Origin of the sequence: Luteibacter sp. W1I16 (assembly GCF_050434905.1) — a bacterium.
Taxonomy (GTDB): Bacteria; Pseudomonadota; Gammaproteobacteria; order Xanthomonadales; family Rhodanobacteraceae; genus Luteibacter.
The window spans coordinates 1,054,517-1,079,699 of sequence record NZ_JBNDJJ010000001.1 but is presented as its reverse complement, the minus strand read 5'-3'; the positions used below and the strand labels follow the sequence as shown (position 1 = coordinate 1,079,699).

General features: G+C 65.9%; 24 protein-coding genes. 22 read left to right on the top strand and 2 right to left on the bottom strand.

Annotated features, from left to right (window positions below):
- Positions 1-32 precede the first annotated feature (32 nt).
- The 22 genes from QFZ41_RS04805 (at position 33) to QFZ41_RS04700 (ending at position 19,494) form a co-directional block, all read left to right on the top strand.
- Positions 33-599: a flagellar basal body-associated FliL family protein gene (locus tag QFZ41_RS04805; protein ID WP_429197699.1), complete on the top strand. Its 567-nt coding sequence runs from the start codon at positions 33-35 to the stop codon at positions 597-599.
- Between the two features lie 16 nt (positions 600-615).
- Positions 616-1,632, top strand: a complete 1,017-nt coding sequence (gene fliM / locus QFZ41_RS04800) for a flagellar motor switch protein FliM (RefSeq protein WP_429197698.1) — start codon at positions 616-618, stop codon at positions 1,630-1,632.
- A gap of 422 nt (positions 1,633-2,054) precedes the next feature.
- Positions 2,055-2,342, top strand: coding sequence for a flagellar motor switch protein FliN (gene fliN, locus QFZ41_RS04795; RefSeq protein ID WP_429200182.1), 288 nt, complete (start codon positions 2,055-2,057; stop codon positions 2,340-2,342).
- A 5-nt stretch (positions 2,343-2,347) separates the two neighbouring features.
- Positions 2,348-2,761, top strand: coding sequence for a flagellar biosynthetic protein FliO (fliO, locus tag QFZ41_RS04790; protein WP_429197697.1), 414 nt, complete (start codon positions 2,348-2,350; stop codon positions 2,759-2,761).
- Between the two features lie 83 nt (positions 2,762-2,844).
- Entirely contained in the window at positions 2,845-3,546 is a 702-nt protein-coding gene (gene fliP, locus QFZ41_RS04785; protein ID WP_429200181.1) for a flagellar type III secretion system pore protein FliP, read from the top strand.
- Positions 3,543-3,812: a flagellar biosynthesis protein FliQ gene (fliQ, locus tag QFZ41_RS04780; RefSeq protein ID WP_426287067.1), complete on the top strand. Its 270-nt coding sequence runs from the start codon at positions 3,543-3,545 to the stop codon at positions 3,810-3,812. The genes fliP and fliQ overlap by 4 nt, the downstream gene beginning before the upstream one ends.
- Positions 3,812-4,579, top strand: coding sequence for a flagellar biosynthetic protein FliR (gene fliR, locus QFZ41_RS04775; protein ID WP_429197696.1), 768 nt, complete (start codon positions 3,812-3,814; stop codon positions 4,577-4,579). The genes fliQ and fliR overlap by 1 nt, the downstream gene beginning before the upstream one ends.
- Positions 4,580-4,586: 7 nt before the next feature.
- On the top strand, positions 4,587-5,729 hold the full coding sequence (flhB, locus tag QFZ41_RS04770) for a flagellar biosynthesis protein FlhB (protein WP_429197695.1): 1,143 nt from the start codon (positions 4,587-4,589) through the stop codon (positions 5,727-5,729).
- 2 nt (positions 5,730-5,731) lie between these two features.
- Positions 5,732-7,837, top strand: a complete 2,106-nt coding sequence (gene flhA / locus QFZ41_RS04765; RefSeq protein WP_429197694.1) for a flagellar biosynthesis protein FlhA — start codon at positions 5,732-5,734, stop codon at positions 7,835-7,837.
- Positions 7,838-7,899: 62 nt separating this feature from the next.
- Complete coding sequence (gene flhF / locus QFZ41_RS04760; protein WP_429197693.1) at positions 7,900-9,231, top strand: flagellar biosynthesis protein FlhF; 1,332 nt, start codon at positions 7,900-7,902, stop codon at positions 9,229-9,231.
- Positions 9,232-9,290: 59 nt separating this feature from the next.
- Positions 9,291-10,166: a MinD/ParA family ATP-binding protein gene (locus QFZ41_RS04755; protein ID WP_429197692.1), complete on the top strand. Its 876-nt coding sequence runs from the start codon at positions 9,291-9,293 to the stop codon at positions 10,164-10,166.
- Positions 10,163-10,894 carry an RNA polymerase sigma factor FliA gene (locus tag QFZ41_RS04750; RefSeq protein ID WP_429197691.1) on the top strand — a complete coding sequence of 244 codons (732 nt, stop codon included), beginning with the start codon at positions 10,163-10,165 and terminating at the stop codon, positions 10,892-10,894. Before QFZ41_RS04755 ends, QFZ41_RS04750 begins: the two co-directional genes overlap by 4 nt.
- A gap of 31 nt (positions 10,895-10,925) precedes the next feature.
- Positions 10,926-11,327 carry a chemotaxis response regulator CheY gene (gene cheY / locus QFZ41_RS04745; protein WP_429197690.1) on the top strand — a complete coding sequence of 134 codons (402 nt, stop codon included), beginning with the start codon at positions 10,926-10,928 and terminating at the stop codon, positions 11,325-11,327.
- 10 nt (positions 11,328-11,337) lie between these two features.
- Positions 11,338-11,979, top strand: coding sequence for a protein phosphatase CheZ (locus QFZ41_RS04740; RefSeq protein WP_429197689.1), 642 nt, complete (start codon positions 11,338-11,340; stop codon positions 11,977-11,979).
- 7 nt (positions 11,980-11,986) lie between these two features.
- Entirely contained in the window at positions 11,987-14,098 is a 2,112-nt protein-coding gene (locus QFZ41_RS04735) for a chemotaxis protein CheA (protein WP_429197688.1), read from the top strand.
- Position 14,099: 1 nt separating this feature from the next.
- Positions 14,100-14,840: a flagellar motor protein gene (locus QFZ41_RS04730; protein ID WP_429197687.1), complete on the top strand. Its 741-nt coding sequence runs from the start codon at positions 14,100-14,102 to the stop codon at positions 14,838-14,840.
- Positions 14,837-15,748: a flagellar motor protein MotD gene (motD, locus tag QFZ41_RS04725; protein WP_429197686.1), complete on the top strand. Its 912-nt coding sequence runs from the start codon at positions 14,837-14,839 to the stop codon at positions 15,746-15,748. The genes QFZ41_RS04730 and motD overlap by 4 nt, the downstream gene beginning before the upstream one ends.
- Positions 15,748-16,536 carry a ParA family protein gene (locus QFZ41_RS04720; protein ID WP_429197685.1) on the top strand — a complete coding sequence of 263 codons (789 nt, stop codon included), beginning with the start codon at positions 15,748-15,750 and terminating at the stop codon, positions 16,534-16,536. The genes motD and QFZ41_RS04720 overlap by 1 nt, the downstream gene beginning before the upstream one ends.
- The gene (locus QFZ41_RS04715) at positions 16,533-17,108 is read left to right on the top strand and encodes a chemotaxis protein CheW (protein ID WP_429197684.1); all 576 of its coding nucleotides are present in this window, start codon (positions 16,533-16,535) and stop codon (positions 17,106-17,108) included. Before QFZ41_RS04720 ends, QFZ41_RS04715 begins: the two co-directional genes overlap by 4 nt.
- Positions 17,105-17,554, top strand: a complete 450-nt coding sequence (locus QFZ41_RS04710; RefSeq protein ID WP_429197683.1) for a chemotaxis protein CheW — start codon at positions 17,105-17,107, stop codon at positions 17,552-17,554. The genes QFZ41_RS04715 and QFZ41_RS04710 overlap by 4 nt, the downstream gene beginning before the upstream one ends.
- A gap of 156 nt (positions 17,555-17,710) precedes the next feature.
- Positions 17,711-18,127 carry a DUF2802 domain-containing protein gene (locus QFZ41_RS04705; RefSeq protein WP_429197682.1) on the top strand — a complete coding sequence of 139 codons (417 nt, stop codon included), beginning with the start codon at positions 17,711-17,713 and terminating at the stop codon, positions 18,125-18,127.
- Positions 18,128-18,267: 140 nt separating this feature from the next.
- Positions 18,268-19,494, top strand: coding sequence for a M35 family metallo-endopeptidase (locus tag QFZ41_RS04700; RefSeq protein ID WP_429197681.1), 1,227 nt, complete (start codon positions 18,268-18,270; stop codon positions 19,492-19,494).
- Positions 19,495-19,640: 146 nt separating this feature from the next.
- Here the strand turns inward: QFZ41_RS04700 and QFZ41_RS04695 are convergent, their stop codons facing one another.
- Together QFZ41_RS04695 and QFZ41_RS04690 are read right to left on the bottom strand one after the other, a co-directional pair.
- Positions 19,641-23,390, bottom strand: coding sequence for a translocation/assembly module TamB domain-containing protein (locus tag QFZ41_RS04695; RefSeq protein ID WP_429197680.1), 3,750 nt, complete (start codon positions 23,388-23,390; stop codon positions 19,641-19,643).
- 11 nt (positions 23,391-23,401) lie between these two features.
- Complete coding sequence (locus tag QFZ41_RS04690) at positions 23,402-25,168, bottom strand: autotransporter assembly complex protein TamA (RefSeq protein WP_429197679.1); 1,767 nt, start codon at positions 25,166-25,168, stop codon at positions 23,402-23,404.
- Between the last annotated feature and the right edge of the window lie 15 nt (positions 25,169-25,183).

Below are 25,183 nucleotides of genomic sequence, written 5' to 3'. Positions count from 1 at the left end.
TCAAGGCATGACGCCGCTGCATCGGCGGCAAAATGCGGGTCGCCGGCATGGCACGCCGTTTGCAACACACCGCACCATCAGCATTCCGTATCGCGAGGTTTCAACGCATGGCCGCAGCACCGAAAGAAGCCGAAGGGGCTCCCGTGAAAAAGAAGAAGGGCAGCTTGCTCATCATCGGCGCGCTCGTCGTCCTGGCCGCCGGCGGCGCCGGCGGCTGGCTCATGCTGAAGGGTGGCCACGGCAAGCCGGGCGAGGATGCCGCCGAGGCGGCCAGGGCGAAGCCAGCGGTTTACCTCCAGCTCGATCCTGCCTTCGTCGTGAATTTCCAGGACGAGGCGGCGCTTCGTTTCCTTCAGGTGGGCGTTAACGTGATGTCGCACGATCCCGAAGCGATCGCCGCGGCCAAGCAGGCCGACCCGGAGATTCGCAATGCGCTGCTTATGCTGTTCTCGGCGCAGGACATGAAGTCGCTGTCCGACGTGAAAGGCAAGCAGAAGCTCCAGGCCGCCGCGCTGGCCGAGATCCAGCGCGTACTGAAGGAAAAGATCGGCCGGCCGGGTGTCGACGCGGTCTATTTCACCAGCTTCATCATGCAGTGATGGGAAACCCGCGGCCATGACGGACATCCTCACCCAGGACGAAATCGATGCCCTCCTGGCGGGCGTGGAAGGCGGTGCGGTCGAGACCGAAGTCGACCTTCCGCCGCCCGGCGGCATCCTCGACTACGATTTCACCCAGCAGGACCGCATCGTCCGCGGGCGCCTGCCGACGCTGGAAATGGTCAACGACCGTTTCGCGCGCTACTTCCGCGCCAACCTGTTCAACGTGTTGCGCAAGTCGTGCGAAGTCTCGGTCCTTGGCGTGAGGATGACCAAGTTCAACGAGTACGTGCACTCGTTGGCGGTACCGAGCAATCTCAACCTCATTCGTATCAAGCCCCTGCGTGGCACGGCGTTGATGGTGTTCGAGCCGCGCCTGGTCTTCACCGTCATCGACAACTTCTTCGGTGGCGATGGCCGTTACCACGCCCGCATCGAAGGCCGCGACTTCACGCCTACCGAAAACCGCGTGATCCAAATCGTGTTGCAGGAGGCGTTCGGCGCGATGGCCGAGGCCTGGGCGCCCGTGTTGAAGATGCACTTCGAGTTCCTGAACTCGGAGATCAACCCGCAATTCGCCAACATCGTGAGCCCCACCGAGACGGTGGTGGTATCGCGGTTCCACATCGAGCTCGATGGCGGTGGTGGCGAAGTGCACCTGACGCTGCCGTATTCGATGGTCGAGCCGATCCGCGAGTTGCTCGACGCCGGCGTTCAGAGCGACCGCGCCGAGCGCGACGATCGCTGGATCCAGAACCTGCACGAGGAGCTCCTCGATGCGGAAGTGGAAGTCACCGCCATGCTCGCGGAAGCCCGCCTGACCATCGGCGACTTCCTGCACCTGCGCAAGGGCGACGTGATTCCGATCAACCTGCCCGAGACGGCCACGGTGTTCGCCGAAGACGTGCCCATCTTCCGCGGCCGCATGGCCAGTTCCAGCGGCAACAAGGCGATCCAGTTCGAATCGCTGCTCCGCCGCACGGCCCCCCGCTCCTCCACGGTCCCCACCCAACCGTCCATCGAGCCGGCCTGACGTCACCAAGCCGGCCCGGCGCCCCCAAGCCGGCCTGACGTCACCAAGCCGGCCCGGCGCCCCAAGCCGGCCCTACGCCACTTTTGCGAGCCGGCCGCCGGCCAGGCTTGCCGTGCCTGGTGGGAGCCGCTTCAGCGGCGATCCGCCGGCAGGCGGCACGTCCCCTCACGCCGCCAATGGTCCGTCACGGTGACTAACTGCCGTCAAGCGTCAGCTTTCCGTCTGCCCCTCTGGGTCACCCTCCCGGCATGTACCTTCCCACCCCGGTAAGTACCTGATTTCCCGGGTCGGTACCCTCGCTTCACCGTCGTCCACCCCATGGCACGCGGCTTGCTTCAAAGGGTTCGAACCCTCGACAAGCCAAACTCTGGAACGACATGAACGCCACCCTCGACGAACTTGAAAACGCCAACGACGCCTCGCTGGCGTCCTCCATCGGCCTCGGCAACGAAGTGAACCTCGACGTCATTCTCGACGTCCCGGTCACCATGGCCATGGAAGTGGGCCGGACCAAGATCAGCATCCGCAACCTCCTCCAGCTCAACCAGGGTTCCGTCGTGGAACTCGACCGCGCCGCGGGCGAACCGCTCGACGTGTTCGTCAACGGCACCCTCGTCGCGCACGGCGAAGTCGTCGTCATCAACGAGAAGTTCGGTATCCGGCTGACCGACGTGATCAGCCCGGCCGAGCGCGTCCGCAAGCTTCGGTGATCCACATGCGCCGTACCGTCGCCGCCTTCGCCGGTGGCTTCCTTCCCTGCGCCCTGATGGCGGCCCCGGCCGCCACCCCGGCGGTCGATTCGGGCGCGGAGCTGCTTCGCGTGCTGGTCAGCCTGCTCGGTGTCGTGGCGCTCATCTTCTTCGTCGGCTGGTTCGGGCGCCGCGCCCAGGCGCGCGTGCGCCCCGGCGGCCGGAAGATCCGCGTCATCGAATCGATGCCGGTGGGCATCAAGGAAAAAGTGATGCTGCTGGAAGTGGGCGGCACGCAGCTCCTTGTCGGTGCCTCGCCGACGGGTGGCCTGCGTACGTTGCATGTGCTCGCCACGCCGGTACCGGACGATGCGCCGCCTTCGGCGACGCCGGTGGTGCGTGGTTTCCGGGACGTGCTTGCACAGTGGAAGCGCTCATGAGCACCGTGGCTATCGCGGACAGCGTCCGCTCCCACCGGGCACGGTGGTCGTGGCTGGTGGTGCTGTTGCTTTCGTTCGCGCCCATGGTGGCGTTCGCCGCCGAGCCGCCGGGCATCCAGTTGCTGAACGTGCAGCCGGGCGCCAACGGTTCACAGACCTGGTCGCTGTCGATCCAGATGCTGGCCCTGATGACGGCCTTGACCGCCTTGCCGGCCATCCTGCTGATGATGACGTCGTTCACCCGCATCATCATCGTGCTGGGTTTCCTGCGCCAGGCGCTGGGCACGAACAGCACGCCACCCAACCAGGTGATCCTGGGCCTGTCGCTGTTCCTCACCCTGTTCGTGATGACGCCAGTCATCAACAAGGCCTACGACGCCGGCATCAAGCCATACATGGATGGCCAGATGAGCGTGCAGGAAGCACTGCCGCTCGCCGCTGCGCCGTTCCGTCATTTCATGCTCGAACAGACCCGCGACCCGGACCTGCAGCTGTTCACGAAGCTCGCCGGTGAGCAACCGTACGCCGACAGGGATGCCGTGCCCTATCGCGTGGCGTTGCCTGCCTTCGTCACCAGTGAACTGAAGACGGCGTTTCAGATGGGCTTCCTGCTGTTCATCCCGTTCCTCATCATCGACCTGGTGGTGGCCTCCGTGCTGATGTCGATGGGCATGATGATGGTCTCGCCGATGATCATCTCGCTGCCGTTCAAGATCATGCTGTTCGTGCTGGTGGACGGGTGGACACTGCTGCTGGGCACCCTGGCGGGAAGCTTCTTCCCATGACGCCGGAAACCGTCATCGGCTTCGGCCAGCAGGCCTTGCACATCGCGATGCTGATCGGCGCGCCGTTGCTGCTCACCGCGCTGGCGGTGGGCCTCCTCGTCGGCATGATCCAGGCCGCCACGCAGATCAACGAGCAGACGCTGAGCTTCATCCCGAAGCTCATTTCCATGGCGCTCGTGATGATCATCGCCGGTCCGTGGATGCTGCGTACCCTGGTGCAGTTCACCCGCACGCTGATCGAAAACCTGCCCCAGGCGGTACGTTGATGCCGATCGATGTCGGCCAACTGGAAGCATGGGTCGGCGGGGCGTCCTGGGCGTTTGCCCGCGTCTCGGGCCTGCTGCTCGTCGCGCCCGTGCTGAGCGCGACGATGATTCCGGTGCGCATTCGATTAGGCCTGGCGTTGCTGCTGACCATGGTCCTCGCCCCGCTGGCCCCGTTGGACATCCAGCCGATTTCCGCACAGGGCGTGGCGACGCTGGCGCAGCAGATCCTCGTGGGGGCGTCTCTTGGCTTCGTGCTGAAGCTGGTCTTCGAGGCCGTATCCTTCGGTGGCCAGCTCGTGTCGCAGGCGATGAGCCTGGGTTTCGCCGAGACGGTGAACCCAGGCGTCGGCGGCACCACGCCGGTGCTGAGCCAGTTCTACACGATGCTAGTGACCTTGCTTTTCCTGGTGATGAACGGCCACCTGCAACTCATTTCGCTGCTCGCCGACAGCTTCCGCACCTTGCCGGTGGGCGAGCAGGGCATCGGCGCGAACGGTATCTGGGGCGTACTGACCTTCGCCAGCAACCTGTTCGGCGGTGCCGTGCGCGTGGCCTTGCCCGCGCTCACCGCCACCCTCGTGGTGAACCTGGGGTTCGGCGCGATCAGCCGGTCGGCGCCGTCGATGAACCTGTTCGCGGTGGGGTTCCCGATCACGATCTGCCTCGGACTGCTGTCCGTATGGCTTGCGCTGCGCGCCCTGCCGGGCGCGTTCGACTGGCTGCAGACGGCCGCATGGGACACCATGCGCCGGCTCATGGGGAGCTGACACGCCCATGAGCGAAACCGACAAGGAAGACCGCACTGAAGCGCCTAGTGAAAAACGTCTTCGCGAAGCGCGCGAAAAGGGCGACTTGCCGCGTTCGCGTGATCTTTCCACCGCCGTGGTGGTGCTCGCCGGCGTGACCACCCTGATCGCAGCACGCGAGCAGATGTCGCTGCACGCGGCGAATATCATGCACGTGGGCTTGCGCTATAGCCGCGGCGACCTGTTCGCCGCGAACGGCGTGTACCGCGCGCTGGCCACGGCGGCCCTGGAAGCGCTCAAGCTGCTCGGCCCCGTGTTCGCCGTGACCGCGGTCGCCGCGATCGCCGCGCCGGCCCTCATGGGCGGATTGAATTTTTCCACCCAGGCGCTCGCTCCGAAATTCGACCGGCTCGATCCGATCAAGGGATTTTCGCGCCTGGTCTCGGTGAACGGCCTGGTGGAGCTGGGCAAGTCGCTGCTCAAGCTCGTGCTTATCGGCGGCGCGCTGGTCTGGTTCCTGCTTCGCTCGACGAGGGACATGTACACCGTGGGCACCGGTCCGGTCAGCGTCGGCATCGCGCAGGCCTTCTCCATCTTCGGCCAGGCCTCGCTCGTCTTCGCCTGTGCGCTCGGCGCCATCGCGCTGGTCGATGCGCCATGGCAGAAGTTCAGCTTCACCAAGAAGATGAAGATGAGCAAGCAGGAAGTGAAGGACGAGCACAAGGAAAGCGAGGGCAGCCCCGAACTGAAGTCGAAAATCCGTCAGATGCAGCACCAGATGGCGCGCCGGCGGATGATGGAAGACGTGCCCACGGCGGACGTGATCGTGACCAACCCGACCCACTTCGCCGTGGCCCTGAAATACGACGAAAACCGCATGGGAGCGCCCCGCGTGGTGGCCAAGGGCGTGGACGTGATCGCCCAGCAGATCCGCGATGTGGCGGGTGGGGCGAAGGTTCCGGTGGTGGAAGCACCGCCGTTGGCACGCGCCTTGTATCACACGACGGAAATCGGACGCGAGATCCCCGCGGCGCTGTACATCGCCGTGGCCCAGATCCTGGCGTACGTGTTCCGGCTGAAGCAGGCGATCGCCGTCGGCGACCTCCCGCCCGATCTACCCGAGCAGGACATCGATCCGGATTTGCTCGGCCCCTACCGCATGGATAACTGACGATGGCAGCTTCCTCCAACTTCATGGGCACGTTCCGGCAGATCGGCCGCCGCGGCGTCGCCGCGCCGGTGGCGATGCTGATCATGCTCGGCATGATGATGCTGCCCTTGCCGCCGTTCATGCTGGACCTGCTGTTCACCTTCAACATCGCGTTGTCGCTGGTGATCCTGCTGGCCACGATGTACGTCATGCGGCCGCTGGAACTGGCCTCGTTTCCGACCGTGGTGCTGTTCGCCACCTTGCTCCGCCTGGCCCTGAACATCGCTTCCACCCGCGTGGTGCTGCTGCATGGGCACAACGGGCCGGGCGCGGCGGGCAAGGTGATCGAGGCTTTCGGCGAGTTCGTCATCGGGGGCAACTTCGCGGTCGGTTTCGTCGTGTTCGCCATCCTCACCATCATCAACTTCGTGGTGGTGACCAAGGGTGCGACGCGCGTGTCCGAGGTGACCGCGCGTTTCACCCTCGATGCCATGCCCGGCAAGCAGATGGCGATCGACGCCGACCTCAACGCCGGCCTGTTGACGCAGGAGCAGGCCCGCGAGCGCCGCCAGGAAGTCCGCGAGGAAGCCGATTTCTACGGTTCGATGGACGGTGCCTCGAAGTTCGTCCGCGGCGACGCCACCGCCGGCATGCTGATCCTCGCGATCAACATCATCGGCGGCTTCTTCATCGGCATGTTGCAGCATGGGCTATCCGCGGCCGAAGCCGCGCGCACCTACACGCTGCTGACCATCGGTGACGGCCTGGTGGCCCAGGTGCCGGGCCTGATGCTCTCGATCGCCACCGCGGTGATCGTCACCCGCGTGTCGAAGTCCCAGGAAATGGGAAAGCACGTGATGGGGCAGTTGTTCGGCCAGCCGAAGGCGCTCGGCGTCGCGGCGGCCGTGCTGGGCACGATGGGCCTGATCCCGGGCATGCCGAACATCCCGTTCCTCATCCTGGCGGCGCTCGCCGGTTTCGCCGCGTGGAAGTTGACCCAGGCAAAGCAGGAGCGCACCGCCGCCGCGGCAGGCGCGGGTGCGCCCGGCTCCGAACTGGCGCTGGAGTCCGCGCCGCCGGCGGAGCGCCTGGAGCTCTCGTGGGAAGACGTGGCCCAGGTGGACACGATCGGCCTCGAAGTCGGCTACCGGCTCATCCCGCTGGTGGACAAGGCCCAGGGCGGCGAACTGATGGCGCGGATCAAGTCTGTGCGCCGCAAGCTGTCGCAAGAACTCGGTTTCCTGGTTCCTTCGGTGCACATCCGCGACAACCTGGACCTGGCCCCGCACGGCTATCGCATTTCCCTGATGGGCGTGCCGATGGGCGAAGCGGAGATCCACACCGAGCGCATGCTGGCGATCGACCCGGGCCGCGTGCACGGCACGATCAACGGCATCGCCACGCGCGATCCCGCCTTCGGCCTGGATGCCGTGTGGATCGAGCCGGGCATGCGCGAGCACGCGCAGACCCTGGGCTACACCGTGGTCGATCCGGCCACGGTGATCGCCACCCATCTTTCGCACATCCTGCAGAACCACGCCCACGAACTCATCGGCCACCAGGACGTGCAGCAGTTGCTCGACCGTCTCGCCCAGCAGACACCCAAGCTCGTCGAAGACCTGGTGCCCAAGCGCCTCTCGCTGGGCGTCGTGGTCAAGGTGTTGCAGAACCTGCTCGCCGAGCGCGTGCCCATCCGCAACTTCCGCGGCATCGTCGAATCGCTGGCCGAGCATGCGGGTCAGAGCCAGGATCCCGGCGTCCTCGCGGCGGCAGTGCGTGTCACCCTCGGTCGACAGATCGTGCAGGAGATCGCCGGCCTCGGTACGGAAGTGCCTGTCATTACTTTGGCGCCCGAACTGGAGCAGATCCTGTTGCAGTCCCTGCAAGGTGGCGGTCCCGCCGGCGCTGCGGTCGAGCCGGGCCTCGCGGATCGCCTCCAGCAGAGCGTCGCCGATGCGGCGCGCCGCCAGGAAGCGGCGGGTGAACCGGCCGTCCTGCTGGTGTCGCCGGCACTTCGTCCGTGGCTTTCGCGCTTCACCCGGCATGTGGCCCAAAACCTGCATGTACTTGCGTACAACGAGGTTCCGGACAACCGGCGCGTCAAGCTGGTGACGGCCCTCGGGCGATAGGAACGAGATACCGCGCGGGGAATCGCCGTGCGGACCGAACGAATGAAGACAGGATCGAACGCATGAAAATCAAACGATTCGTTGCTCCGGATATGCGCCAGGCCATGCGCCAGGTCCGCGACGAACAGGGTCCGGACGCCGTGATCCTGTCCACGCGCCGGCTGGACGACGGTATCGAGATCATCGCCGCGCTCGATTACGACGAGGCGCTGGTGCGCGAGGCCGGTTTCGGTTTCGACACGCCGGCCCGCGAGGAAGCGCCGATCCGCGCCACGCGCGATGAAGCCGAACGCGCCGCCCGCATCGACCAGGCACGCGCCGCCACCGCCGCCGCCGTGGAGCGCGCCGCGAAGTCGGGCACGCCGCTGAACACCAACGCACCGCAGCGCCAGTCGAGCGCCGCGCTCGCCGCCAGCGTCGCCGACGTGGTCCGCGCCGCCACCGTGGCGCCGGCCAACGATGCCGCCGTGAACGGCGTGCGCGCAGAGATCAACAACCTGCGCGAGATGCTTGAAGTGCAGCTCTCGACCCTCGCCTGGAACCAGATGGACCGCGAGCAGCCGCTGCGTGCCCGCGTGCTGCGCGAGATGACCCGCCTGGGCATCGACGGTGACGTGGCGCGCGCGCTGTGCGCGGAACTGCCTGCCGACATGAACGCCGAGCAGGCGCGCTACCTGCCGCTGGGCATGCTCTCGCGCAACATCCGCACCAGCGGGCGGAATTTCGACACGGTCGGCGGCGGCACCACCGCCCTGGTCGGCACCACGGGCGTGGGCAAGACCACCACCATCGCCAAGCTCGCCGCCCGCGCCGTGCTGCGCCATGGGGCGTCGAACGTCGCCTTGATCAGTGCCGACCAGTACCGCATCGGCGCCGGCGCGCAGCTGGAACATTACGGCCGCCTGCTCGGCGTGCGCGTATTCAACGCGCATGACGCGACGAGCCTGCGCAACGTGCTGATCCAGTTGCGCGGCAAGCACACCGTGCTGGTCGACACGGCCGGTCTCTCCGGCAACGACCCGAAGTTGCAGCAACAGTTCGAGACACTGCGCGCCACCTCGGACGTGCGCGTGTGCCTGGTGCTGGCCGCCAACGCGCAGGCCCAGGCCATCGATAACGCGATCCGCGCCTACGCGCCGCTGGCGCCGCAGAGCGCGGTCCTCACCAAGCTCGATGAGGCCCCGCTGATCGGCGGCGCGCTCTCGGCTCTTATCCGGCACCGGATGCCGCTTGACTACACCACGGATGGGCAGCGCGTGCCCGAGGACATCGCCTCGGCCGACGCGCGCAAGCTGGTCTGCCTCGCGGCCCAGTTGCTCAAGCAGCGCAACGACGAACCGGACGACGCCCTGCTTGCCGAGCGCTTCGGCATCGCGGCGCCGGCCCTGGCCTGATCGCGCAACCACCCTTCCCGGCAACGCAACCGCAAACACTTACGGCAGTGACTTCCTTCATGAGCACACACGTCGATTCCACCCAGGCCGCCGGACTCAACTGGCTCGCCGACCGCCGACCCACCCGAAGCATCGCCGTCGCAGGCGGGAAGGGTGGCGTGGGCAAGACCACGGTGGCGGTCAATCTCGGCATGGCGCTCGCGATGGGCGGCCGTGACGTCGTCCTCCTCGACGCCGACCTCGCCATGGCGAACATCGACGTCCTGCTCGGCCTCCAGCCCACCCGCCACCTCGGGCACATGCTCGGGGGCGAGTGCGGCATCGAGGACCTGATCCTCCAGGCCGCCCACGGCCTGAAGGTGATCCCGGCCACGTCCGGCACGCGCCGCATGGCGCAGCTGCCGAACATCGAGCACGCGGCCGTGATCCGCGCCTTCGATGAGTACCCCCTGCCACCGGAATACCTGATCGTCGACACCGCCGCCGGGATTTCCGACAGCGTGTCGATGTTCGCCGCCGCCTCGGACGAGGTGGTGGTCGTGGTCTGCGACGAGCCCGCTTCCCTGACCGACGCCTATGCGCTGATCAAGGTCATGAGCCGCGAGTTCGACGTGAACCGTTTCCGCATCGTCGCCAACATGGTCCGGCATGCCCAGGAGGGCCGCCAGCTGTTCGAGAAGCTGTCACGGGTGACAAACCGCTTCCTCGACGTGTCCCTGGATTTCATGGGCATGGTTCCGCACGACGAGTACCTGCGCCAGGCCATCCGCCGCCAGTCGGCGGTGGTCGATGCCTGGCCGAGCAGCCGGTCGGCGGTCGGATTCAAGAATCTGGCCAGGTCGGTCGATACATGGGGTGAACCCGAACCCCGGGCACAGGGACGCATCGGCTTTTTCGCCGAACGGTCCCATCTGGGGGGAGGGCTGCCACTGTGAGCGTCGCGACCGAATATCTCGAGATCACGCGTATCCCGGCGGATCAATTAGTCAAGAACCACGCGCCGCTGGTGCGCCGGATCGCCTATCACCTGATGGGCCGGCTGCCGCCAAGCGTGGATGCGAACGACCTCATGCAGGCCGGGATGATCGGACTGCTGGAGGCGGCAAGGAATTACTCGCCGACTCGCGCGGCCAGCTTCGAAACCTATGCGGGCATCCGCATACGTGGCGCCATGCTGGACGAACTGCGCAAGACGGACTGGACCCCGCGCTCCGTCCACCGGAAGTTGCGCGAGGTCGCGGAGGTGACGAGGCAGATCGAGAACGAGACGGGTGGCGACGCCGAAGACGCGGAAGTGATGAAGCGACTGGGCATCGACGCCATGGAGTACAACCAGATCCTGGCCGACGCGGCGAGCGCGCGGTTGCTGAGCCTGACGGCGCCGGAAGGCGACGAAGGCTCCGCGATCGACGTCGCCGACCCGGACGCCTCGGGTCCGGATGGATTGTTCGAGCAGCAAGGCCTGCGTGACGCGCTGGCGCAGTCCATCGATGGATTGCCCGAGCGCGAGAAGCTGGTCATGTCGCTGTACTACGATGAAGAGCTCAACCTGAAGGAAATCGGTGCGGTGCTGGGAGTGAGCGAATCGCGGGTGTGCCAGATCCATGGCCAGGCCCTCATTCGACTCCGCGCACGCATGTCGGGTTGGAAAGACAAGCATTGACGAACGCGCGGTAGCAAGGCGGAGACGAGTTTTGGACAAGAACATGAAGATCCTCGTGGTGGACGATTTCTCCACCATGCGACGCATCGTGAGGAACCTCCTGGTGGAGTTGGGATTCACCAACACCCTCATCCAGGAGGCCGAGGACGGCAACGCGGCGTTGACGCTGCTGCGCGCGCAGCCGTTCGACCTCGTCGTGACCGACTGGAACATGCCGAACATGACAGGCATCGACCTGCTCCGGGCGATTCGCGCGGACGCAGCGCTGAAGGCCATGCCGGTGCTGATGGTCACGGCGGAGAACAACCGCGACCAGATCATCGCGGCGGCGCAGAGCGGCGTGAACGGCTATGTCGTCAAGCCGTTCACCGCGGTCACGCTGAAGGAAAAACTCGACAAGATCTTCGAACGACTCGCCGCGGCCGCGGGCTAAGGGAATCACGATGAACACCATGCTTTCCAGCGGCCACGACGTGGCTCCCGAACTGCGCGCGTTGCTCGACGCCGACGACAGCGTCTCTTTCGAGCAGGCGCTCGACCAATTGCTGCGCACCCGCGAACAGCACCTGTTCATGGCCCTGGGCCACCTCGCCCGCGACCTGCACGAGTCCGCTCGCCGTCTTGCCGCCGATATTTCGCACGATGGCGTGCCGGGCAACATGAGCGACGCGCGCAAGCACCTGCGCGATGTGCTCGAGATGAGTTCGCAAGCCGCGCATCGCACGCTCGATTTCAGCGAGAAGCTGCGTCCGCAAGCCCAGGCGCTGGCCCGTCAGGCCGACGAGGTGCTGGTGCTCGGTCACGCCGACCCTGCGTTCGCGACCCAGGCCACGGCACTGGCCGTGCGCGTGGGCGATTTCGCGCAGAGTTGCGACATCGGCTTCGGCGAGATGGTCGAAGCCCAGTCCTGGCAGGATCTCTCCGGCCAGCGCGTGGCCCAGGTCGAGGCCTTCATGGCCAAGGTGGAATCCTCGCTGGTGGAACTGGTGCGCCTCACGGGCTCGCTGGCGGGCGGCGCCGCGCCGGCCGCCGACAAGGTCAGCCAGGACGAGGTCGATCGCCTCCTCAGCGAATTCGGGTTCTGAGCGCCGTATGAGCGTGGAGCTGGACAACGAGCTGCTCAACGTCTTCCTGATCGAGGCGCGTGAACTGCTGGAGAGCCTGGGCGAACAGCTCGTGGATCTCGAAGCGTCGCCGAACGACATGGAGCTGTTGAACGCGGTCTTCCGCGCGTTCCACACCGTGAAGGGCGGTGCGGGCTTCCTCGGCCTCAACCCGATGGTCGAGCTCTGCCACCGGGGCGAGGACCTGCTCAACGAGGCACGCAACGGCTCGATCGTGCTCGACGCCGGTTTCATGGACGCGCTGCTGGAATCGCTCGACCTCCTCAACGACATGATGCGTGCCGCTGACGGCGGCCTGCCGATCGAACCTGCGCCGCGTTCACTGCTCGACCGCCTCTTGATTCCTGGCCGGGCGGTGTCCGCGCCGCCCGCCGCCTTGACCCTGCCGACCGCGCCGCCCGTGGCGGCACCCGCGCAGGCACGGCCGTACGATCCGATCGAAGATGAATTCGAAGCGATGCTCGATGCCGCGCGCAGCGATCGCGAACCGGCGACCGCGCCTTCGGGCACCATTTCCGATGACGAATTCGAGGCACTTCTCGATTCCCTCTATGGCACCGGCGCCCCTGGCGCCGACGCGACGGCCGATGCGTCTCCGTCCGTTCCGGGCGTGGCCGCGCCCGCCGCCGGTTCCGCACCGGTAGTAGCCGAGGTGCCTGCCGCCCCCGCCGATGGGAACGCGATCAGCGACGACGAGTTCGAAGCCCTGCTCGACAACCTCCATGGCACGGCCGCCCCTGGCGCCGCGAGTGGTTCCGCCGTGGCGACGGCCGCGGCGCCGCCCGCACCGGTCGCGCCGTCCGCGGCTCCGGCCGCCGCCTCGTCCGAGCCTGTCCCGGCAGGTCCCGCGACGCGGGCGGCCGTGAAGGCCGCTCCGGCTGCCGCGGAGAAACGCGGTGCTTCCACCGCCGACACCACCGTCCGCGTCGACACCCACCGCCTCGATGGCCTGGTCGATGCCGCAGGCGAACTGGTGCTCGTGCGCAACCGCCTCACCAGCCTCGCGCCGCGTGGTACGAACGATCCGATGGAACGCGCCATCGGTGAACTCGAGCGCGTGGCGGAAGACCTGCAGAACGCCGTGTTGCGCATGCGCATGCAGCCGGTGGGCAAACTGTTCTCGCGCTTCCCGCGCATCGTTCGCGACCTCGCCCGCCAGCTCGGCAAGGAAATCGAACTGGTGACCGAGGGCGAGGAAACCGATATCGACCGCACGGTGGTGGAGGCCCTGGCCGATCCGCTGGTGCACCTGCTGCGCAACGCGGTGGATCACGGTATCGAGATGCCCGATGCCCGCGCCCGCGAAGGCAAGCCGCGCGCTGGCACCGTTCGTCTCGCTGCCGGCCAGTATGGCGATCGCATCGTCATCACCGTCACTGATGACGGCAAGGGCATGGACCCCGAAGTGCTGCGCCGCAAGGCCGTGGAAAAAGGCCTGATGGACGAGGAGCAAGCCGCGCGCCTCGACGAGCGCGAGTGCTTCGAGATCGTGTTCCGGCCGGGCTTCTCCACCGCCAGCCAGGTCTCGGACATCTCGGGCCGCGGCGTCGGCATGGACGTGGTCAAGACCAAGATCGTCGAACTCGGCGGCACCTTGTCCATCGATTCGCGCGTGGGCCACGGCAGCACCGTGCGCCTGTCGGTGCCGTTGACGCTGGCCATCCTGCGCGTGCTCATGGTCCGCGTCGGCAACCGGCTGCTGTCGCTGCCGTTATCCAACGTGGCCGAAGTGTTCGAGCTCGTTCCTGGCCAGGTCCAGGAACTGGACGGCCGCATCGTCGCGGCGCACCGCCAGCGCGCGCTGCCGCTCGTCGACCTCGGCCGTTGGGCCGGCGCGGCGGGGAAGGGCGGTCACGTGGTCGTGGTGCAGATCGGTCACCAGACGCTCGGCTGCCTCGTCGACGAGGTGCTGGGGCGGGAGGACGTCATGGCCAAGCCGCTCGGGCCGTTCCTGAAGGATGTCCCCGGCGTGGCTGGCGCCACGATCACCGGTGACGGCAGGATATCCCTCGTGCTCGATCTCGCCGGCCTCGCCGACGAGAGTGGCCAGGTATTGCCTTCACTGAGGATGGCGGTCTGACATGGATATCGTGAGCGTCGTCGGCACGATCCTGGCCTTCCTGGTCATCATCGTGGGCACCATCCTGAAGGGGTCGAGCCTCGATGCCCTGTGGAATCCGGCCGCGTTCGTCATCGTTTTCCTCGGCACCTTCGCCGCTTTGCTCGTGCAGACGCCCGGCGCCGTGTTGAAGCGCGCGTGGAGCATGTTGCCCTGGGTCTACCGCCCACCGGACATCGAATCGGAAAACCTCGTCAGCCGTATCGTCGGCTGGAGCGAGATTTCCCGCCGCACCGGCCTGCTGGGGCTGGAGCCTGCGATCGAGCGTGAAACCGACCCCTTCATCCGCAAGGGGTTGCAGCTCCTGGTGGACGGCACCGAGCCGGACGCGATGCGTTCCGTGCTCGAAGTGGAAGTGCTGGCCCGTGAGCACACCGACATCGAGGCGGCCAAGGTGTTCGAGAACGCCGGCGCCTATTCGCCGACCATGGGCATCATCGGCGCCGTGATGGGCCTGATGTCCGTGATGCAGAACCTTGCCGAGCCGAGCAAGCTCGGCCACGGCATCGCCGCCGCCTTCGTCGCGACGATCTACGGCATCGGCCTCGCCAACCTGCTCGCGCTGCCGATGGCTTCGCGTCTCAAGGGCCTGGCCCGCCGCCGTTCGCAGATGCGCGAAATCCTCGTGGAAGGCCTGGTCTCGATCGCGCAGGGCGACAATCCGCGGCACATCGAGAGCAAGCTGCAGGGATTCCTGTCGTGAAGCGGCGGCATCACGAAGAGCACATCAATCACGAACGCTGGGCGATTCCGTACGGCGACCTGATCACCTTGCTGCTCGCGCTGTTCGTGGTGATGTACGCCGTCTCCGCGGTGAATGAAACCAAGTTCCGGGTGATGGCACAGTCGATCAACGAAGCATTCAACGGTACCGGCAAGGTCATCGAGCCGATCCGCGAGGCCACGCCCGCCGCGCAGGTCCCGCTGCCGAACCAGTCGCGCGCCCCCGCGGCCGCGCCGATCGCCAAGATCGACGTGCCCATTCCGCCGCGCAACCTTCCGCTGCCCGGCCATGAGGGCGCCGCACCCGAGCGCCAGGAAGCCGCCAGCGTCACCACGGCCACGGCGGCCAACACGGCCATCGGCAAGACCGAGGCCGCGAGCCTCAGCCAGATCGCCGACGAAGTGCAGCGGGCGATGAAGCCGCTGATCGACAAGAACATGGTCAGTGTCCGGAAGACGCCTGACTGGCTCGAAATCGAAGTACGCACCGACATCCTGTTCCCCGTCGGCGTGGCGAAGTTGCAGGCGCCGGCCGAGGATGTATTGCGCAAGCTCGCCGGTATCCTCTCGCCCTTCCCGAATGCCATGCGCGTGGAGGGCTATACGGATAACACGCCCATCGCGACGGCTACGTTCCCGTCCAACTGGGAGCTGTCGGCGGCCCGCGCGGCCACCGTCGCACGCCTGCTGACGACGACCGGCGTCGACCCGCACCGCGTCGGCATCATCGGCTGGGGCGAGTTCCGTCCCACGGCCGACAACGCGACCGACGAAGGGCGCAACCGCAATCGCCGCGTGCTGATCGTCGTGATGAGCGACAAGGCGGCTCCGGCCCGCTTCTATAGCGATGCGGACCGCGTCGACCTGTCCGCCGTGGGGACGCCCTGATGCGTGTCTGGGCCATATCCAACCAGAAAGGCGGCGTCGGCAAGACGACCACCACCGTCGCCCTCGGTAGCCTTCTTGCCGCGTCCGGCAAGCGCACCCTGCTGATCGACATGGACCCGCATGCGTCGCTGTCGGGATACATCGGTGTGGAAGGCGGAGCACACGGCAGCGTGTACGACCTCTTCGGCATCGGTGGCAACCCGCTGCCCGTGCGCACGCTGGTGCATGCGACACAGTGGGATCGCCTCAGCGTGTTGCCTGCGTCGGCCGCCATGATCACGCTCGACCGGCAGCTGGGTACGCGGCCCGGCATGGGGCTGGTGCTCACCCATGCGCTCGCCGAACTCGTGCCCGATTTCGATCATGTGCTGCTCGACTGCCCGCCGACGCTCGGCGTGTTGATGGTCAACGCGCTGGCGGCGAGTGATCGCCTGCTCGTGCCGACGCAGACCGAGGCGCTGGCGCTCGCCGGCCTTGAACGGATGCTGCGCAGCCTGTCGATGATCGAGCGCTCGCGCGGGAAACACATGCCGCGCACGATCGTCCCGACGCTCTACGATGCGCGGACGCATGCCTCTCGCGCCTGCCTCGCCCAGTTGCGCGAACAGTATGGCGATGCCGTGAGCGAAGCCGTGATTCCTACCGATACACAGATTCGCGAAGCCAGCGCCGCCGGGGTTCCGTTGGCGTCATGGCCCGCGGCGCGGCGCGGCGGGCTGGCTTATCGCCAGCTCCTCGACGAGTTGCTGGCGCTGCCGATCTCGTCGATGACGGGTGCCGCGGCATGATCCGGGCCATGCACGAAGCGGAGCAGATCGTCGCCGACTATCTGGCGGAACTGCTGACGCCCGCGCCAGCGAATGAATCGGCGCCCGCCGGCGCGGTGCAGGTGGTCTCCTTCGAGCCATGGCGTAACGCCTCTCCGCCGGACCTGGCGCGAACAGGCGAGCCGCGCTACCTGTTATGCGTCGCCGCTGGCGTCAGGCTGGCCGTATCCATGGCCGATGTGACGCACCTCCTGCCCATGCCGCCGCTGACGCCGCCTAACACCGCGAATCCCATTTGCCTCGGGCGATGGCGTCACCCGAGTGGCGAAGCACGCGTGGTCGATCTCGCGGCGATCCTCTCGGCGGACATGGCCGGCGCGCCGACGACCACCCTGGTCATCTTGCGCGACCGTACCTGGGCGCTGGCCTGCGTGGTCGATGAAGAGCCGGTCGAGCTTCAGGCGGAAGCGATCCAATGGCGTACGGCGGCCACGACGCGCCCGTGGCTTGCCGGCATATCGCTCGAACCCAAATGTGGCGTGGTCGGTACCACCGCGATGATCGAATGGCTGGAAAAGGAACTGGGCACATGACCGATACCCAACGCGACGGGCGAGGCGCCTGGCTCGGCTTTTCATTGAAGGGGCAGCGATATGCGCTGTCGCTCACCAGCGTGCGCGAGGTGATCCGTCCCGGCGACATCACGCCGGTGCCCGGCGCTCCGGACGATGTCCTGGGCGTCGTGAACCTGCGCGGGCAGATCGTCCCCGTGCTCGACGGCCGCCGCCGCTTCGGCCTCGAGGGCGCCGCCGGTGCCGACGAGGAAGATGCCCAGCGCGTCATCGTCTTCGACGACGGCGGTACCGTGGTCGGGATGCGCATCGACGTCATCGGCGACATGCTGACCTTCGATCCCGATGAAGTCGACCCGCCACCGCCCGGCCGTGCGGAGCGCCGCGACGATCCGGTCAGCGGCGTGATCACTCGCGACGACGGCTTCATCGCCCTGGTCGATGTGCAGAAGCTCTGCCGCGCCTGAGCCCCGGCGTAGGACAGGCGCCCGAGGACAGGCAACTGAGAGGAGCTCGAGGACATGTGGGAGCCGCTTCAGCGGCGATCCCGCGCCAGCGGGCACGCTTGCCGCGACCACCCATCGCCGCTACCGTGTAGCGCGAATCCACGGAGTCCCTCCCGCATGAACGCCGCCATCGGATACGTGCTGATCGTCTTGGCCATCCTCAACCTGGCTGGCCTGCTGTTCCTGTTTCGCCGTTTCGGCGCGATACCGAAGACGCCGAATCAGCAGGATCCGTCTCCCGTCGCCGATGCTCCCCAGCCTTCGCAGGTGGCATCGTCCGAACCGGCCATCCCCAGCGAAGCGCTTTCCAGCATGCTCCGCCGCCTCGAGAACCGGCTTGGCGACATCGAGGATCAGGTCCGTCGCGGCCCGACGGTGACGATGCCGAACGAGCCGGGTGGCAATACGGATCGTGCGCTTGCGTTGGCGCAGCGACTTGCTCGCCAAGGGGCTTCCGCCAAGGACATCGCGGAGACCTGTGGTATCTCGCTTACGGAAGCCGAGCTGTTGCATCGACTGCACGCATCGCGCTGATACCCGATCACGGCGACTCACCAAGTTCCGTGACCTACGTCTCAATTGCTGAGGACGTGGCCTAAACTCAGAATGCTTCCATTTCTATCCCGGCGGAGGGCGCTTAGCCTTCCTGGCCTTCTGGAAGAAATGGAAGACTCATGTCTGCAATGAATAAAGGCGCTTCGTCCGCAAAGAGCTTGGCTACTCTTGTGTTCTTCGCCGCGTTGGCCTGTCTCGCGGAAAGTACAAAAGCAGAGCAAAAATTAACGGTGAAGCTCGATACGCCTTATCCGTCTGACGCGTCGAGATCGTCTATCGTGCACGTCACTGTTGCGAATGAAGGTGACGAGGACGTTGCCATCTATGAATGGAATACGCCATTCGTGCAATCGGACAACCGGCTTGCCAAGCCTCTGTTCGACGTCACCGATGCGAGTGGAGCGAAGGTCCGTTACATAGGCCGGCGGGTGAACGCGGGGCGCGCTCTTGCCAACCAGTTCATTGTCCTTCGCCCCGGAGAATGGAGGGAGGCAGATGTGGACCTCCGCCTGGAATACGACTACGGTCAAGGTGGCGCTTTTGCCGTCAGCTATGTCCTGTCTCTGGTTCAGGAACCGGATAGCGACGTGGTAACGCCGGAGGAATATGCCGCTTTTCGTCGTAACCGACAGAAAGAGAGCGCATCCAACGTCACGGCGATTTATATCGATTCGCCTGTCGAGCGTGTCAGCTCCATCGGTGACGCCGATTGTGACAGCGGGCAGTTGGGAGTCATCAAGTCGGCGGACTCGAAGCTCTTCGACCCGATCTACGGTGCATGGGTCTACATGTCATCCCGCTATAAGAGTGAGTACGCGGAAGACGGAACGTTGCACAACGTTTTTGTCCCGCACGCCCGGTACACGCGCTGGTTCGGGCAAAAAACCTCGGGAGACCCCAATCTAGGGGAGGAAGGTTTTGTAGCGAGCAACGATGGTCACGCGTACTCGATCGTGCACGCGCTCTTTCGTCGCCTCTTGGATCCAGTAAGCGGAAATCCTGTTCTACGGTGCGGTTGCCCAAATTATCCGGAGACGACGCCTGCATGGAGTGAAGCGGATGCGCCCTATGTAATTCACTTCTGTGACAGCTTTTTTAAGCTGCAGGAGGTAGGTCTGCCGTCTTCCCGTGTGGGCACCTTGGTGCATGAGATGTCGCATTTCAATGACCGCGTAGTAGGCACGGCTGACTATATCTACGGGCGACCCGCCGCCGAGAACCTTGCAAAAAGTGATAGATGGAAAGCCGTCAGGAGCGCTGATAATGTTGAATTCTTCGTTGTAGATACCACTCCGTACGATGAACGCGATCCGACAGTTGAACACCCGATGACCTATAGGGAATGAGGGGTGCGAAATACAGCGAGATTTGCCGTGGCGATACTCCTCGCAACACCCGTGGCGGCTATATCCATGCCGCACGTCGAACTAGCGGTCCATTATCGGCCTACCTCCGAAGCGCACAACGTTGTGCTACGCACGCGGTGGCGCCGCTACCGCTCCAACCGGTAATTGAAGCTTGCCCGGCTGAAATCCGTCGCGTTCTGCGCCTCGAAGTTCCACCGATGGCTGAAGAGGTAGCGCAGCGTGATGACCTGGCCGGGGTCGAACAGTCCGACGCCGTAGCTGAGGTACAGGCGGGGCGACAGGTACTTGCCCACGGTGAAGGCTGAGGTGCCGCCGAGAGCGTCGTTGTTGCTAACGCCGATATCGTCCACACCGATCTTCGAGCCCACGCTCTTCGCCAGCAGGTCGCCCGCCGCGGAGCCCAGGGCCTGGGCCGCGGCACCGACCATGTTGCCTTCGCCGCCTTTCACCTGGGACAGCGGCTTGCCGGTGACGAGGTAAGAGAGGGCGTCGGATTGCTCCATCACCGGATTGGAGAACACGGTGAGAATGGGACGGCGCGCCGTGCCGGAAACGTAGAGTCCGACTTTCTGGCCTTCGTCGATGGTGGCATTGGGATTCAGGGTTCGCGCGGCGCGGATGTTCAGACCGGGATTGTCGATCGGCGTGCTGGCGAACAGGAGCTGGCCCTGTTCGATGCGCAGGTCCTGCCCATAGGCCTTGTAGGTACCGTCGACACCGATCTGGCCCTGTCCCGTCGTGGCGCGGCCAGGACGTTCGCGCACATCCAGTTGGCCAGTGATGCGGCCGTCGATGCCGAAGCCGACAAGGTGAACCTTGTTGCCAAGGTCGACGCGGATGTCGGCGGTGATCGGTGCGGATTCCTCCGTCGCCTCACGCTGCTTGTCGTCGACCACGACGACATCGGGCGATGCTTTGGTCGCGCCCGCGCCGGGCAGGCGTTCGACATCGACGTCCGCCATGTCGACATTGAGCTTGCCGCTGACGTTCATGCCCTTGGCATCCTGCACGATGGTCAGGGCAGGTGAGATGACAGCCTTCGCGGCGGGGATATCCACGGCGGTGAACTTCGAACCCTCGATGCCGAGGCGCATCTGTGCGCCGGTGCCGAGGGACGCGTTGCCCTTGATCGACAACGTACCCTCTCCGGAGCGGACCGTGCCGTCGACGAGGTAGTTCTTCGCGTCGGTGGTGTCGATGCTGATCCGTCCGTCTTTCAGTTTGAGTCCCGCACTGGGTACTTCCGCGGCGAAGGCGCCGACGACGGCCTGGCCGGTGATGGCGGGCGCCGCCATGGTGCCGCCCAGGTTGAAGTTGGCATCGAGGGCGCCCTTCACTTCGGCGAGTTCCGCCGTGAACAGTTCGATGACCGACAGGTCTTTCAGATGCAGGGCGACCGTGCCACCGAGTGCCTGTTGCGCACCGCTGATCGAAACGTTGCCGTCCAGCGATCCACCACCGTTCAGCGAAGCGCGCAAGATCACGCGCTGGTTGTCGGGCGCAAGCTGGGCGTTGGCGGAAAGGTTGTCGTAGACGAGCAGCGGACGGTCGCCGCGATCCGCGTAGGCCACCGAGCCATGCGCGGACGTGACGTTCGCCTGGCCGGATAGTGCGCCTGCCGCCGTGCGCCGGATGTTCCCGTCGCCCTCGATGATGCCCTCGGCGCGCATGGGGCTGTTCGAGGCCTCGGCGGCCGTCATCAACAAGGCGAGTGGCACGCGGCGCAAGCGATAACTCGCGTCAAGGTTGCCCGCCCTGTCCTGCTTCGCGGCGATACACAGAAGCGGATCGCCGGCGGTAAGGCAGAGGTCGCTCATGCTCGCCGCGCCGTCTTTCCATGCCAGGGCGCTGGCATTCTGCAGGCGCCAGGGCGGCAGGCCCTGGTAGTCGATGTTCAACGTGGACAGCGTGCCGTTCCATCCGCCGTTCTTCATCGAGCCGGTGAGCATGAGTTGCGCGGCGAGCGGCCGTCCCTTGGCGTCGATGCTGAGCTGGTGGCGTTCCTGGCTACCGTTGGCGACGACGTCGACCCGGCTGAAAACCAGCCCTCCGCTGACGACCCCCGTGCCGACGACGTCGAACTTGCCACCCGGCGTGCTGATGTCCGGAATGTCCGCATCGACCGAGACCGCTTCGATCTTCTGGTCGGCGTAGATGATGGTGCTGCCGCGCACGTTCGCCTTGACCGCCAGCTTCGGCACGTTCCCCTTCGCGGAAATGTCGCCGGTGACCCTGCCACCCGCGTCGGGAAGCCAGTCGCCCAGCGACGCGATGGCGAGTTTCAGCGTGGCGTCGTTTGCCGTGTCACCCTTGGCGTCGAGGCGGATGGTGCTGCCACCGGAGGCGAGCTCGAGGTTGCCGTTGACCACCTCGCCCGGCTTCAGCGTCAGCTTGCCGCCACCCCTCAGCGGGCGCTTCCGCAGCGTGCCGTCGAGCTTGCGCAATTCGAGCGTGCCCAGCGGCTTGTCATTCTCGAGCCGGCCCTCGGTGGAGAGATCGAGATCGAGCGCGCCCGGCCATTCGGCGAGGAGCTGCCCGGGATCGAAACGATCGCCTTCGAGGTCGAGCTTCCACGCGAGGGCGGGGCGCAGGGTCAGCGTGCCATCGGCGGCGAGGGTGCCGGTGCGCTGCTTCAGTTGCACGGAGTGCAGGGTCACGAGGTCTGGTGTGCCGTCCACATCGAGCGTGAACTTGCCGATACGTCCGGGCGGCCCGATGTCGACATCGCCCTTCGCCTGATACGCCTCTGCGCTGCCCTTGAAAGTGAGCTTGCCGGCGCTGGCGAGATCCTGGCCGGCGACATCGGCGGGCACGAGCACATCCTTCCAGTCGAGGGCCAGGTCGGCCGACAATGGTTGCGCGGCGATCTCGACCGTCCCGCGGGCGGTGAGCGATCCCTTGACCTGCGGCGAGGCAAGGGTCAGCTCGTCGAGTGTCAGGCGCTTGTACTCGTGGTCGAACGCCGCTTTCACGGGTGCCAGACGCACGCGGTAATCGTTGATGTCGACATCGCCGGTGAGTTGCGCCCGGTAACGGTCGCCCGACCCCTGCAACGCGAGGCCGAGCGACGCCAGGCTGCCGTCACCGAGCAGCGGCTTCGGGTCGAATCGCGGCGCGTCGATCTTCGCCGTCCAGGCGTAGTCGCCGCTCTGGACAAGGTGGGCATCGATCTGGGCGACAAAGGGCAGCCGCAGCTTGAGGATGGTACGGGCCTTCGACCCGTCGCTATGCGCCTCGATCTCTCCCGTGTAATCCACTTCGCCGACCTTCCAGGCGAACGATGCCTTGCCGTCGCCTTTGTAACCGTCGCCGATGGCGAGGATGCCGCCGAGGTCGGCCTGGCCATCGGGTGCGCGCAGCGCGAGGGACTTCAGCGCGATACCGTCGGCGGTCCACGAGCCGGCGAGATCGAGCGAGTTGGACTCGAACAAGGGCTTGCCTTCCTGCGTGACACGCACATGGCCGACGTTCACCTTGTCCAACACGATATCCAGCGGCGGCTTCAGGGAGAACGGCTCCGATGCCGTATCCGGTTCCGGCACGGGAGGACCGAGCGTGACATCGATGCCGTCGGCACGGAGTTCATGGACATGGGCGCGTTTGCGCAGCAAGGCGCCGAAGGAAAAGTCCAGATGTGCCGTGGCGACGCGAACATCCATGCCCTTGCCGTCGCGATAGCGAAGCCCGGCGATATCCAGCGGCCCGGCGAGCCGGCCTTCGGCCTTCTCCACCGTGAGCGCGTTATCGGTGAACGCCTGTGCGCGTGCGAGGGCGAACCGAAGGCCGGACGCGCTGCCCACGAGCCACCCTACGCCGAGCAGGACGACCACCAGCAGGACACCCAACGCGGCACCGATACGGATCAACCATTTCATGCCCGTGCTCCTCACAGGTCGGGCCCGATGACGACATGCAGATGGATGCCGTGTTCGTTCTTGTCGCCGATGGGGACGGCGATATCGGCACGGATCATCCCGACGGGCGACAACCAGCGGACGCCGAGACCAGCGCCGACGCGCGGGCTGTAGTCGGTTCCCGTGAACGCGTTGCCCGCGTCGACGAAAGCGGCCATGCCCCAGTTGCGCGTGAAGTAGTGCTCGACCTCGGTGCTGCCGACCAGCAGGCCTTCGCCGCCGATCACCCGGTCGTAGGCGTTACGCGGGCCGATGCTCTGGTAATCGTAGCCGCGCACGGAGCGGTCGCCACCGGCGAAGAAGCGCAACTGCGGGGGCAGGGCGCTGAAGTCGCTCGTCCACAGCTTGCCGGCGCTGCCGCGCAGGATCAGGCGATTGCGGCCCCAGAACGACCGGATCCATTTCACGTCACCGATCACCTGGGAGAAGCTGGCATCCGACAGCAGCGGGCCGGCCGTGCTGCGTGCCGTGAGCGTGAGTGACCAGCCATTGCGAACGAAGGTGGGGTTGTCGCCCTTCTTCCGGCTGAGCGTGATCTCGGGATACAGCAAGGTGCTGCGGCCGCGCTCCAGGCCTTCGGCGTTGTCTCCCTCACCGCCGCGTTTGCCGACGGTGAAGGTGCCCGACAACGCGTTGATGCCGATGGTGCGTTGCCAGCCATGCCACAGACGTGTTTCGTTCGCGACCAGTTGCAGCGTGCGCGACTGCGAGGTGACGGTGTCGGCGTCGCGGAAGTTGGCGCCGAAGTTGAAACTGCGCTGGTTGGGACCGGGCATGGGAATCTGGTAAAGCGTGGAGAGTGTCTTAAGGCGCTGCGCCAGCACCAGTTCGTTCTTCCACTTGTGTCCGCGATCGTTGATCCAGCGCTTCTCGATGCCGCCGCGCAGGCCCGCGCCGGTGTCGGTGCCGAAGAAGGGGCCGCCCGTGTAGATCGTGCGCTTGGCCGGCGCGAGTTCCACGGCGATGTCGATCGTGCCGTCCTTCGCGTTGTCGGTATCGGGTATGACGTTGACCACGGCGAAATAGTCGGCGCCGTTCAATGCTTGTTGCAATTCGAGTAGCTGGTTCTGCGAAAAATAGTCGCCGCTCTTGAAGGGTACGTAGCGGTCGAGGAAGCCCTCGCGGAATTGCGAATTCCTGAACACGATGCGGCCGTAGCGATAGCGCTGGCCCACGTCCCACTTGAGGGTCACCACGGCGGAGTGTTCGGCGCGGTTCACTTCCACCGTGCGCGTGACGAGGCGCGCGTCGAGGAAGCCGGTGGCGGTGAGAGTGCCGCTCACCGTGTCGCGCGCGCCGTCGTACGCCCCGTCGTCGAGTGTCTTGCCCTTGAGGTTTTCCACGCCGCGCAAGGCGCGGCGGATCGCCGGTATCTTCGCCGCGTCCTTGTCCATGTCGACGTTGACCGCGGTCACTTGAACCGGCGTTCCGGTGACCACGTGAAGCGTCACCTGCCAGTCGTTGCCGACCTGCTTGAGATCGCCGGTGGCCGTGGCTTCGTAATAGCCATAGGGGCGCAAGGCGGTCTGGACCTCGTCGGGCGCCTTTTCGTAGAGCCGGCGCACTTGCGCCGCGGTGACGTCACGCTTCGCGTACTGGCTCAGCTCGACACTCGCGACGATGGCGTTCCTGAGGTTTTCGTCGACTCCGTCGACGTTGAGCACGATGCCCGCGTGGGCGATCGATGGCATGAGGAACCACGGCAGAAGCAGCAGTCCATGGCGTCTGGTAAGGCGCATGAGCGTCCCGTCCGG

Bases quoted from the DNA above. Each gene is read 5' to 3' on its own strand.
- fliP (WP_429200181.1), top strand. From the start codon at position 2,845: ATGGTGGCGTTCGCCGCCGAGCCGCCGGGCATCCAGTTGCTGAACGTG.
- QFZ41_RS04710 (WP_429197683.1), top strand. From the start codon at position 17,105: ATGACCGATACCCAACGCGACGGGCGAGGCGCCTGGCTCGGCTTTTCA.
- flhA (WP_429197694.1), top strand. From the start codon at position 5,732: ATGGCAGCTTCCTCCAACTTCATGGGCACGTTCCGGCAGATCGGCCGC.
- fliO (WP_429197697.1), top strand. From the start codon at position 2,348: ATGCGCCGTACCGTCGCCGCCTTCGCCGGTGGCTTCCTTCCCTGCGCC.
- QFZ41_RS04700 (WP_429197681.1), top strand. From the start codon at position 18,268: ATGTCTGCAATGAATAAAGGCGCTTCGTCCGCAAAGAGCTTGGCTACT.
- QFZ41_RS04695 (WP_429197680.1), bottom strand. From the start codon at position 23,390: ATGAAATGGTTGATCCGTATCGGTGCCGCGTTGGGTGTCCTGCTGGTG.
- QFZ41_RS04720 (WP_429197685.1), top strand. From the start codon at position 15,748: ATGCGTGTCTGGGCCATATCCAACCAGAAAGGCGGCGTCGGCAAGACG.
- QFZ41_RS04705 (WP_429197682.1), top strand. From the start codon at position 17,711: ATGAACGCCGCCATCGGATACGTGCTGATCGTCTTGGCCATCCTCAAC.
- QFZ41_RS04735 (WP_429197688.1), top strand. From the start codon at position 11,987: ATGAGCGTGGAGCTGGACAACGAGCTGCTCAACGTCTTCCTGATCGAG.
- QFZ41_RS04805 (WP_429197699.1), top strand. From the start codon at position 33: ATGCGGGTCGCCGGCATGGCACGCCGTTTGCAACACACCGCACCATCA.
- QFZ41_RS04730 (WP_429197687.1), top strand. From the start codon at position 14,100: ATGGATATCGTGAGCGTCGTCGGCACGATCCTGGCCTTCCTGGTCATC.
- fliQ (WP_426287067.1), top strand. From the start codon at position 3,543: ATGACGCCGGAAACCGTCATCGGCTTCGGCCAGCAGGCCTTGCACATC.
- flhB (WP_429197695.1), top strand. From the start codon at position 4,587: ATGAGCGAAACCGACAAGGAAGACCGCACTGAAGCGCCTAGTGAAAAA.
- fliM (WP_429197698.1), top strand. From the start codon at position 616: ATGACGGACATCCTCACCCAGGACGAAATCGATGCCCTCCTGGCGGGC.
- flhF (WP_429197693.1), top strand. From the start codon at position 7,900: ATGAAAATCAAACGATTCGTTGCTCCGGATATGCGCCAGGCCATGCGC.
- QFZ41_RS04755 (WP_429197692.1), top strand. From the start codon at position 9,291: ATGAGCACACACGTCGATTCCACCCAGGCCGCCGGACTCAACTGGCTC.
- fliR (WP_429197696.1), top strand. From the start codon at position 3,812: ATGCCGATCGATGTCGGCCAACTGGAAGCATGGGTCGGCGGGGCGTCC.
- QFZ41_RS04690 (WP_429197679.1), bottom strand. From the start codon at position 25,168: ATGCGCCTTACCAGACGCCATGGACTGCTGCTTCTGCCGTGGTTCCTC.
- QFZ41_RS04740 (WP_429197689.1), top strand. From the start codon at position 11,338: ATGAACACCATGCTTTCCAGCGGCCACGACGTGGCTCCCGAACTGCGC.
- QFZ41_RS04715 (WP_429197684.1), top strand. From the start codon at position 16,533: ATGATCCGGGCCATGCACGAAGCGGAGCAGATCGTCGCCGACTATCTG.